The 9,691-nt window shown below is 60.9% G+C and carries 8 protein-coding genes, 2 tRNA genes, 1 pseudogene and 1 riboswitch; of the genes and pseudogenes, 9 read left to right on the forward strand and 2 right to left on the reverse strand.

Annotated elements, in window-relative coordinates; all coding sequences use genetic code 11:
* The 3 genes from CBB63_RS04495 to CBB63_RS04505 form a co-directional block, all read left to right on the forward strand.
* On the forward strand, nucleotides 1-899 hold an 899-nt coding region (locus CBB63_RS04495; RefSeq protein ID WP_286698302.1), incomplete at its 5' end, for a single-stranded-DNA-specific exonuclease RecJ.
* A gap of 75 nt (nucleotides 900-974) precedes the next feature.
* Nucleotides 975-1,049, forward strand: a tRNA-Glu gene (locus CBB63_RS04500).
* Nucleotides 1,050-1,395: 346 nt separating this feature from the next.
* On the forward strand, nucleotides 1,396-1,635 hold the full coding sequence (locus CBB63_RS04505) for a zinc-binding dehydrogenase (RefSeq protein ID WP_502695857.1): 240 nt from the start codon (nucleotides 1,396-1,398) through the stop codon (nucleotides 1,633-1,635).
* Nucleotides 1,636-1,690: 55 nt separating this feature from the next.
* Here CBB63_RS04505 and CBB63_RS04510 read toward each other — a convergent pair whose 3' ends face one another.
* Nucleotides 1,691-2,587, reverse strand: a complete 897-nt coding sequence (locus CBB63_RS04510; protein ID WP_286698304.1) for an AraC family transcriptional regulator — start codon at nucleotides 2,585-2,587, stop codon at nucleotides 1,691-1,693.
* Between the two features lie 167 nt (nucleotides 2,588-2,754).
* Between CBB63_RS04510 and CBB63_RS04515 the strand changes: the two genes are divergently transcribed.
* The 6 genes and pseudogenes from CBB63_RS04515 to CBB63_RS04540 all read left to right on the forward strand — a co-directional run bounded on the left by CBB63_RS04515 (nucleotide 2,755) and on the right by CBB63_RS04540 (nucleotide 8,880).
* Complete coding sequence (locus CBB63_RS04515; RefSeq protein ID WP_286698305.1) at nucleotides 2,755-3,702, forward strand: SDR family oxidoreductase; 948 nt, start codon at nucleotides 2,755-2,757, stop codon at nucleotides 3,700-3,702.
* A gap of 185 nt (nucleotides 3,703-3,887) precedes the next feature.
* Nucleotides 3,888-3,962: transfer RNA gene (locus CBB63_RS04520), tRNA-Glu, on the forward strand.
* 122 nt (nucleotides 3,963-4,084) lie between these two features.
* Nucleotides 4,085-4,283, forward strand: a riboswitch (cobalamin riboswitch).
* Nucleotides 4,284-4,427: 144 nt separating this feature from the next.
* A complete protein-coding gene (locus CBB63_RS04525) occupies nucleotides 4,428-5,444 on the forward strand; it encodes an ABC transporter substrate-binding protein (RefSeq protein WP_286698306.1) in 1,017 nt (338 codons plus the stop codon).
* Entirely contained in the window at nucleotides 5,441-6,493 is a 1,053-nt protein-coding gene (locus tag CBB63_RS04530; protein ID WP_009826598.1) for a FecCD family ABC transporter permease, read from the forward strand. Before CBB63_RS04525 ends, CBB63_RS04530 begins: the two co-directional genes overlap by 4 nt.
* Nucleotides 6,490-7,258: pseudogene (locus tag CBB63_RS04535) on the forward strand (ABC transporter ATP-binding protein). The gene CBB63_RS04530 and the pseudogene CBB63_RS04535 overlap by 4 nt, the downstream one beginning before the upstream one ends.
* A 104-nt stretch (nucleotides 7,259-7,362) precedes the next feature.
* Nucleotides 7,363-8,880, forward strand: coding sequence for a catalase (locus CBB63_RS04540; RefSeq protein ID WP_286698307.1), 1,518 nt, complete (start codon nucleotides 7,363-7,365; stop codon nucleotides 8,878-8,880).
* 74 nt (nucleotides 8,881-8,954) lie between these two features.
* Here the strand turns inward: CBB63_RS04540 and panC are convergent.
* Nucleotides 8,955-9,691 (reverse strand): pantoate--beta-alanine ligase (panC, locus tag CBB63_RS04545; protein ID WP_286698308.1); only part of this gene is annotated, 737 nt, incomplete at its 5' end.

A 9,691-nucleotide genomic window follows, 5' to 3' on the forward strand; every position in this document is an offset into this window, starting at 1 on the left:
CGGCCCCGGCGGCCTATCATCTTGGGTTTCTGCTTGGCCCGCGGATCAACGCGGGCGGGCGCATCGGGCAAGCGGATCTGGGGGCAAGGCTGTTGGCCTGCGATGATCCCCATGAGGCGCAGTCGCTTGCCGAAAAGCTGGACCTGCTGAACACCGAACGCCGCGATGTCGAAACCGCTGTCCGCGCCGCCGCGCTGGATCAGGCAGAGGCCCGCGGCTTTGACGCGCCTTTGGTCTGGGCCTCGGGCGCGGGCTGGCACCCGGGCGTGGTGGGCATCGTCGCCTCGCGTTTGAAAGAGGCGTCCAACCGGCCGTCGATCGTGATCGGGTTCGAGGATGGCATCGGCAAAGGCTCTGGCCGCTCTGTCTCGGGGATCGATCTGGGCGCGCCGATCCAGCGGCTGGCGGCCGAGGGGCTGCTGATCAAGGGCGGCGGGCATAAGATGGCCGCCGGTCTGACCGTGGCCGAAGACAAGCTGGACGCCGCCATGGCGCGGCTGTCGGAGCTACTGGCAAAACAGGGCGCGCATCTGGCCGGCGCCGCAGACCTGAAGCTGGACGGCATGTTGATGCCCGCCGCCGCGACGGTGGAACTGGCGCAGCAGGTGGAACAGGCGGGTCCCTTCGGGGCCGGTGCCCCTGCCCCGCGATATGCCTTTGCCGACATGCAGATCCGCTTTGCCAAGCGGGTGGGTGAAAGCCACCTCAAGATCAGTTTCGGCGACGGCAACAACACCAAAATGGACGCCATCGCCTTTGGCGCATTTGACGGCCCGCTTGGCCCGGCACTGGAAAATCACGGTGGTGCACGGTTCCATCTGGCCGGTCGTCTGGACATCAATACCTGGCGCGGCCGACAGTCTGTGCAGCTGCGTCTGGAAGATGCGGCACCTGCGTAAAAATTTTTCATTTTCTTTCGATTTCTGCTTGCGCGCCTGCGCGGCATTCCTTAGAGAAGCGCTCACAAGCCAAGTGGCCCGTTCGTCTATCGGTTAGGACGTCAGGTTTTCAACCTGAAAAGAGGGGTTCGACTCCCCTACGGGCTGCCACTTGTACCTTTACCCGACATTATGAAGACAATACCCCATGANCNNGGGCGAGATGTGTTTGCCGCTGTTTCTGCGCTGTTNGATCTCGCGCGGCGGGCTGGANGGCTNAGCNCTGATGTCTCTGACGGCGGTTTGCGNNTCGCCTATTANATCCATNATCAGAAAACNGANCTCAANATCAGGTCAATTACATGAATCACGGCAGTCTTTAGGTGGGCATCAGACACACCCGAGGATGACCACCATGAAAGCCATNACCCTTACCGCCTAGGGTGGCAACGCGACGTTNGANGCCGNCGCCCTGAACGCCCATATCGCGTCGACCTTTGGGCTGCTGGAAATCGNCCTGTCCCCTGCGCACTTCAAAGGGCTGTCGCTGCATATCATCTTTATGCTGCTTCCAATGCTTGCCAACCAAGGCCGTGAAAAGCACGAGGAGATCCTGACCAAACTGGCAGAGNTTGTGGACGCAGGGGCGCTCAAGCCCTTGCTTGATGACCAGANNTTCGACCTNGATACGGTGGGCGGGGCCTATGACCGCCTGACCAGCGGGCANGCCATCGGCAAGGTGGTTGTAGACGTCTGATCATACCACCAGACNNGTGNNAAGGNGTTGCCAACGCANNGGCGNTGGCAGCCCCTTATTGGCCCATTTCAACCGGAAACTGCTGGGCATCCCCCCATTGGCGCGGNGATTGCCCGTACATCCGCCTGAATTCGCGACTGAATTGCGACGGGCTGACNTATCCCACNTCGACCGCNGCNTCGTTCACNGACATGCCGCCTGCGATCTTCATCGCCGCATTGTTGAGCCGCATGGATTTGACAAACTGGATCGGGGCCATCGTCGTCACCTGTTTGAACTTGCGNTGAAAGGCGGCGCGGCTCATCCCGGCGCGGGACGCCATATCATCGATAGAGATCGGCGCGTCCAGGTGAGAGGATACATGCGCGATCGACCGTGCNATCGCATTGCCCGCNCCGAANGCCTGTCTGGCAAANCNCCCTGCCTCNCCCTTCAGGATCGCGTAGTAAAGCTCGCGCAGCCGTGCCTCGCCAAGGATCGCCGTATCCGCCGGATTGCCACCCAATTGCAGCAAACGCAGCAGCGCGTCGGCAAAGGCATCATCCCAAGCGGCCAGCCTGATCCCNTGCGCGCGCAAACCGCCTTTGACCTCGGGAATCACATTGCCGGTATTTTCCATCTCCATCGACAGTTCTGTCATCANCCGCTTATCGAGCGAAATGATANCCCCGTAGAGCGGGCTTTCGGCAGAGGCGGTCGGCGTGCCNGCCTTCACCGGCATCGACATCGGGCAGCACATATATCGGCTGTCGTCATAGATGTACCTGTGCCCGTCCAGCACGGCCTCTTTCGCCCCGCTGACGATAGCAATAACGCTGGGTTCATAGACCGCCGGCACGCAAGGAATCGCCTGCGTGGCCCGAAACAGGCGCACCCCGTCAATGCCGGTTCCCGTCAGCCCCTCTTGGGTCGCGTTGTTCTGAATTAGCTGTCTGATCTGGTCTTTGCTCATGAGCGCAATCTANTGCGTCACATCCGCCTTTCGCAAGCGCGTGATACAATCAGGCAAGTATTCGCGACGATCTCGCCTGTTTTGAGAGNCANCCGAGAGCTATTTACCCTTCAACATCAAACACAGCGCGCATCGCTGCCGCGCTGACATCGAAAAGGAACATGACGATGAAGGACACGACTTTCGGACCCAAAGGCTGGACACCTGATCGCCTTGGATCGCTCAAGGGGAAAACATANCTCATCACCGGCACGACGGCCGGTGCGGGCTTTCAGGCCACGCGCATCCTGCTGTCCAAGGGGGCAAAAGTCGTCATGNTGAACCGCAACGCCGACAANTCCATCGCCGCGGTCAAAACGCTCAAGGACNCNTTCGGTCCCAACGCCGAGGTGAGCTTTGTGCGGATGGATCTGTCNGATCTGGCCAGCGTGCGCGCCGCGGCGGAGGAGGTGAAACGCACCGTTCCCCGGATTGACGCGCTGATCTGCAACGCTGCCATCGCGCAGGTGCCAACACAGCAACTGACCGTTGACGGGTTCGAAAGCCAGCTTGGCACCAACCACTACGGACACTTCCTGCTGTGCGGGATGCTGTTTGATCGCATTCAGGAAAGCGCGGGCCGGATCGTCGTGGTGTCCAGCCTCGGGTACAACATGGGGATCAAGACGATCCAGTTCGACGACATGAACTGGGACAAGAACTATAGCGCCAACGCGGTCTACAGCCAAAGCAAGCTGGCGCAGATGATGTTTGCCTATGAGCTTCAGGACCGGCTGAAAGCGACCGACAGTCGCGTTGAGGTATACGTCTGCCACCCCGGCGCGTCGGCGACCTCGCTGATCAGCACAAGCGGCGGGCTTTTCACACGGGTCACCTGGTGGATGATGAGCAAGACGCCAATGGTGCAATCCGCCGAGAAAGGCGCCTACCCCGAGGTCATGTGCGCGACCGAAGACGGGTTGGCGCAGCGCGCGCTTTATGGCCCGACCGGATGGATGCAAACCGGAGGGCCCGTTGGCAAAGGCACGCTGAACCCCCATGCCTACGACAAACCCGTGATGGAGAAACTCTGGACCGTCTCCGAAAAAGCGACGGGTTTTCACTGGGAAATCTAAGGGAAACGCGCGCCCGCATCCCAAGCGCGGCGCGCGTTTCACGCGACGATCCCCCCTCGCCATACGCCCCTTGGAATACGGCATTAAAATCTGTGATTTTTTTTGCCGTATTTCCCCGCTTTCTCATGCAGCTTACACTTGCGCCCGCCGATGGCTTTGCCTAAAGAAGCGCTCACAAGTTAAGTGGCCCGTTCGTCTATCGGTTAGGACGTCAGGTTTTCAACCTGAAAAGAGGGGTTCGACTCCCCTACGGGCTGCCACTTGGTTTTCCCTCCATTTGTTATTTGCCTCCCGCCCGTTCTGCGGAACCGTGGCCTGCGTTATTTGCCTTTGTCCCGCGATGACGACCGCAAAAACGCAACTTGACGGGTGGGCGGACAACTGTCATCGAAACCGGGTCGGTTTCCTTCGGGAAATAATAGGGAATTCGCCATCCGCGCTTTGCTGTGGATGAACCGGAACTGCCCCCGCAACTGTAGACGGTGAGCTACCTCCATCATGCCACTGGGCCTAAAGGTCCGGGAAGGCGGGGACAGCCGCGATCCGTCAGTCAGGAGACCTGCCGACACTGAACCTGAAACACCGGGCGGGGTTGCTCGGGAGAGGATGATGATGGGACCGGATCTTACCACAAGCGCAGACCAAAATGCGCCCGCGCGCCGTTTGGCTGGCCCCTTCTCTTTCTATTCAAAGACCCCGGCATCGGACCAACCGGAGCCCTTGATATGAAACCATTTTTTTCCAGCCTGACCCTGATTGCGAGCCTTGCAGGCAGCACCGCGCTTGGCGCAGAGACAGACTATCCGCTGACCATCGACAACTGCGGCCATACGCTCAGCTTTGACGCGGCACCCCAGACCACCGTCACCATCGGGCAATCCACGACAGAGATCCTGTATCTGCTGGGCCAGCAGGACCGGATCGCGGGAACCTCTGTCTGGTTTAGCCCCGTTTTGCCAGAGTTCAAAGAGACAAACGATGCGATTGAACGGCTGGCGGACAACGATCCCAGCTTTGAAAGCGTGTTGGGCAAACGCCCCGATCTGGTCACCGTGATGTATGAATGGCACGTCGGCCCCGAAGGTATGGTCGGCACCCGCGACAGCTTTCACGAGGTGGGCGTGCCGACCTATGTGATGCCCACCGATTGCGCGGCCAAGGATAACTCTGTCGGCGCGGACGGCACGCGATCTGAACTGTTCACGACCCAGCAGCTGTATACCAGCATCGAAGAGCTCGCCCTGATCTACAACGCGCAAGACGCCGGTGCCACGCTGCTGGCAGACCTGCAATCGCGCGAGGCAAAGGCCGTCGAGAAAGCCAAATCCCTGAACCTGCCCCAAGGCACCTCGGCGCTGTTCTGGTTCTCGTCGTCCGAGATGGCGGCGGACCCTTATGTCGCAGGTCAACAGGGTGTGCCCGCCTATATGATGGACAAGCTTGGCGTTGAAAACGTCGTGACCTCGGCCGAGGAATGGCCTCTGGTCGGATGGGAGACTCTGGCGAAGTCCGACCCGACCTTCATCGTGCTTGCCAAAATGGACCGCCGCCGCTTCCCTGCGGATGACATCGAGAAAAAGCGCGCCTTCCTGATGAACGACCCCGTCGCCCGCGAGATGACCGCGGTGAAAGAGGGCCGCATCATCACCATGGACTCCCATGCGATGGACCCGACCGTGCGTGCGATCTATGCGCTGGAAACGATGGCTGACGCGCTGTCCGGTTTCGATCTGGCCGAATGACCGCAATCGACCGCTCTGTGACGCGCAGGCCGCAGTGGCACTGGTGGGTGATCATCCCGCCGGTGCTGCTGGCCGCACTGCTGTTTGGTGCGGCCATCGGCGAGGTCTCTATCCCGCCGCTGGTGGTGCTGAAGGTGCTGGCCAATAAGGCGCTGAACGCGGGCTATGCGGTCGACAAGATCGACGAGGGCATCGTGTGGAACTACCGCATGGCGCGGGCCGTGGTGGCGATGTGCTGTGGCGCCGGTCTGGCGCTGTCGGGCGTCGTGTTGCAGGCACTGCTGCGCAATGCGCTGGCGGATCCCTATCTGCTGGGCATCTCTGCGGGAGCGTCCACAGGCGCTGTTGCGGTGACCATCCTCGGGCTGGGGGGTGGTGCCATCTCGCTGTCTATCGGTGCGTTCAGCGGGGCGCTGGTGGCCTTTGCCTTTGTCGCCTTGCTGGCGCAGGCGGCGGGCGGCGGTGTGGGCCTGCGGGCCGCGGGCGTGATCGTGCTGGCCGGTATTGCGGGCAGCCAGATGTTCAACGCTCTGACCGCGCTGATGATCACGAAATCGGCCAATGCCGAACAGGCCCGTGCCATCATGTTCTGGCTTTTGGGGAATATGTCGGGCGTGCGCTGGCCCGATGTACTAAGCGCCCTGCCCGCGGCGATGATCGGTCTGCTGGCCTGTCTGTGGCACGCCCGCGCGCTGGATGCCTTTACCTTCGGCAGCGACAGCGCCGCGTCCTTGGGCATTCCGGTCCGCCGCGTGCAGCTGCTGCTGATCGGCACGGCGGCGCTGGTCACGGCGGTAATGGTCTCGGTGGTCGGTGCGATCGGCTTTGTCGGGCTGGTGATCCCCCATGCCATGCGCATCGTCGTGGGGCATCGTCATGCGATCCTCGTGCCTGCTTCCGCACTGGCGGGGGCGGTGTTTCTGGTCTTTGCCGATGTGATTTCGCGGGTGATTGTACCGGGCCAGGTGCTGCCCATCGGNGTGGTGACCGCTTTGGTCGGCGCGCCNGTCTTTGCACTGATCCTGATTGGCAAAAGGACGTCGCCATGATTCTGTCCTGTCACGAACTGGGCTGGCGGGTGCGCAACCGCGCCATNGTCAANGANGTGTCCCTGTCCTTGCGGCCGGGCGAAAAGCTGGGGCTGATCGGGCCGAACGGGTCNGGCAAATCCACGTTGCTTCATATGCTTGCCGGTATTCAGAAACCCTCGCGCGGGCGGGTCGAGCTGGACGGCGCACCGCTNGCAAAGATGCGCCAGCGCGANATNGCACAGCGGCTNGCCCTGGTNGAACAACACGCCGATACCGCAGATCGCATCACCGTGCGCCATGCCGTTGAACTGGGCCGCACCCCNTGGNTGTCCGCCCTGCGCGGGTGGAGCGCATNNGGANGACGCCATCGTCACGCAGGCGCTGGCGGATGTGGATCTGTCGGGCTTTGGCGACCGCCACTGGCATACGCTGTCGGGCGGTGAACAACAGCGCGTTCATATCGCCCGTGCACTGGCCCAAAGGCCGCAAGTGCTGCTGCTGGACGAGCCGACAAACCATCTGGATATCCGCCACCAGCTGTCGATCCTTGATCTGATCCAGCGCTTGCCGACAACGGCGATCATCGCCCTGCATGACCTGAACCAAGCCACGCTCTGCGACCGGATCTGCGTCTTGCAAGATGGCAAGCTNCGCGCCATNGGCACCCCCTCCGAGATCATGACCGAANCCCTACTGCGCGAGGTCTTTGGCGTCTGCGGGCATTTCCTTGTCGATCCGGCGGANAACGCGCAGGTGATCCGCTTTCACACGGCNACCCATTAAGCGCGCCAAGCGGCCACAGCTCTATCCAACTCCTTACGCATTTGGTCGGGAACCATCCGTCACGCTACAGGTTTTGCCTGTGGACCCTGAAGGAGTAGCTACAGATGACCGACAAGAAGCAAACCCCTCCCACAACCACAGACGCCGGCATTCGCGTTCAAAGCGATGANCATTCGCTGACCGTNGGCCCCGATGGCCCGATCGTGNTGAATGACCACTATCTGCTTGAACAGATGGCGAATTTTAACCGTGAACGTATTCCAGAGCGCCAGCCCCACGCCAAAGGCTCGGGCGCATTTGGCACCTTCGAGACGACGCAAGACGTGTCGAAATACACGATGGCGAATATCTTCCAGCCCGGCGCGAAATGCGATGTGGTGATGCGGTTTTCAACCGTGGCAGGCGAACGCGGCAGCCCGGACACATGGCGCGACCCGCGCGGCTTCTCGGTCAAGATGTACACCGACGAAGGCATCTTTGACATGGTCGGCAACAATACCCCGATCTTCTTTGTCCGCGATCCGATCAAGTTCCAGCAGTTCATCCGCAGCCAGAAACGCCGTGCGGATAACAACATGCGCGACCACGATATGCAGTGGGACTTCTGGACGCTCTCGCCCGAAAGCGCGCATCAGGTGACCTATCTCATGGGCGACCGCGGCATTCCGAAAAACTGGCGCGAGATGAACGGGTATTCCAGCCACACCTATTCGCTGGTCAATGCCGAGGGCGAGAAATTCTGGGTCAAGTTCCACTTCCACACCGATCAGGGCGACGGCAATGCCTACCTTAGCCAGGATGAAGCCGACAAGCTGGCGGGGACCAACGGCGATTACCACCGCGCCGATCTGTTCAACAACATCCGCGACGGGAACTACCCCAGCTGGACGCTCAAATGGCAGATCATGCCTTACGAGGATGCCAAGACCTATCGCATCAACCCGTTTGATCTGACCAAGGTCTGGCCGCACGAGGATTACCCGCTGATCGAGGTTGGCAAACTGACCCTGAACCGCAACCCCACCGATTTCCATACAGAGATCGAACAGGCCGCGTTCGAGCCGAACAATATGGTGCCGGGCGTGGGTCTGTCGCCAGACAAGATGCTGTTGGCACGGGGTTTTTCCTACGCGGACGCGCACCGCGCGCGGCTGGGTGTCAACTACAAGCAGATTCCGGTCAACAAACCTGTCTCGCCCACCCATAGTTATTCGAAAGACGGGGCGGGCCGGACTGAAAAAGTGTCTGATCCGGTATATGCGCCCAACTCATATGGTGGGCCCTCTGCGCAGCCGCATCAGCATGAAGCGGGCCTGTGGTATTCCGATGGCGACATGGTGCGTCAGGCCTATACCCTGCGCCCCGATGACGATGATTGGAGCCAGGCCGGCAAGCTTGTCCGCGAGGTGATGGATGCCGACGCCCGCGCGCGTCTGGTGTCGAACGTGGTGGGGCACCTGTGTGACGGTGTCAGCGAAAAGGTGCTCGTCCGTGCCTTTGAATACTGGCGCAACATCGACAAAGACACCGGCGACAAGATCGAGGCCGGTGTGCGCGAGAAGCTGGGCGGGGAATCCAAAGCCCCCGGTATGGCTTCTGCCATCAGCATCGGCGGCAAGTAACACCGCACCGTTCCAAGCCAAACGATCAGCGGGGCCTTCGCGGGCCCCGCTTTTTTTGCATATTCCAGAGCGATTTAACCGACGGCGATATTGTCGATCAGCCGCACACCGGCCAGCCACGCGGCGGCCAACAGACGTGCGGGGCGGTCGGGCGTGGTCATCAGCTCCAACTGGTCAGCAGATCGCAGGTCAAGGTATTCTACCTGCGTAAAGCCCGCACGTTCCACCCGCGACACTGCCGCCGCGCGGATCGTTTCGAGATCGCCACCAGCAAGCAGCCCCTCTGACATCTCCTCCATCGCACGGTGAAGTTCGGGGGCCCAGGTGCGGGCGCGATCCGACAGCAGCAGGTTGCGCGAGGACATGGCCAGACCGTCCTCCTCGCGGATGGTGGGGCAGCCGATCACCTCTATCGGCAGGTCCAGATCACGCGCAAGACGGGTCACCACCTGTAGCTGCTGATAATCCTTTTCGCCAAAGAACGCCTTGTCCGCCTGGGTCTGGGTAAAGAGCTTGGTCACGATAGTCGCAACCCCGTCGAAATGCCCTGCCCGATGCGCCCCGCACAACCCTTGGGTGATGCCTTCGACCGACACAGTTGTCGCGAAACCATTGGGGTACATCTGTTCCCCATCTGGCACATAGACGACATCCGCCTTTAGCGCGATCAGCTTGCGCGCGTCCTCTTCCTCGGTGCGGGGGTAGTTTTTGTAGTCCTCAGGGTTGTTGAATTGCTTGGGGTTGATGAAGATCGTCACGATCACACGGTCGCACGCCTCTTTTGCGGCCCGCACGAGGCTCAGATGACCCT

The sequence above is a fragment of the Sulfitobacter sp. TMED3 genome (assembly GCF_002167505.1).
GTDB lineage: Bacteria > Pseudomonadota > Alphaproteobacteria > Rhodobacterales > Rhodobacteraceae > Sulfitobacter > Sulfitobacter pontiacus.

Bases quoted from the DNA above. Each gene is read 5' to 3' on its own strand.
- CBB63_RS04525 (WP_286698306.1), top strand. From the start codon at position 4,428: ATGAAACCATTTTTTTCCAGCCTGACCCTGATTGCGAGCCTTGCAGGC.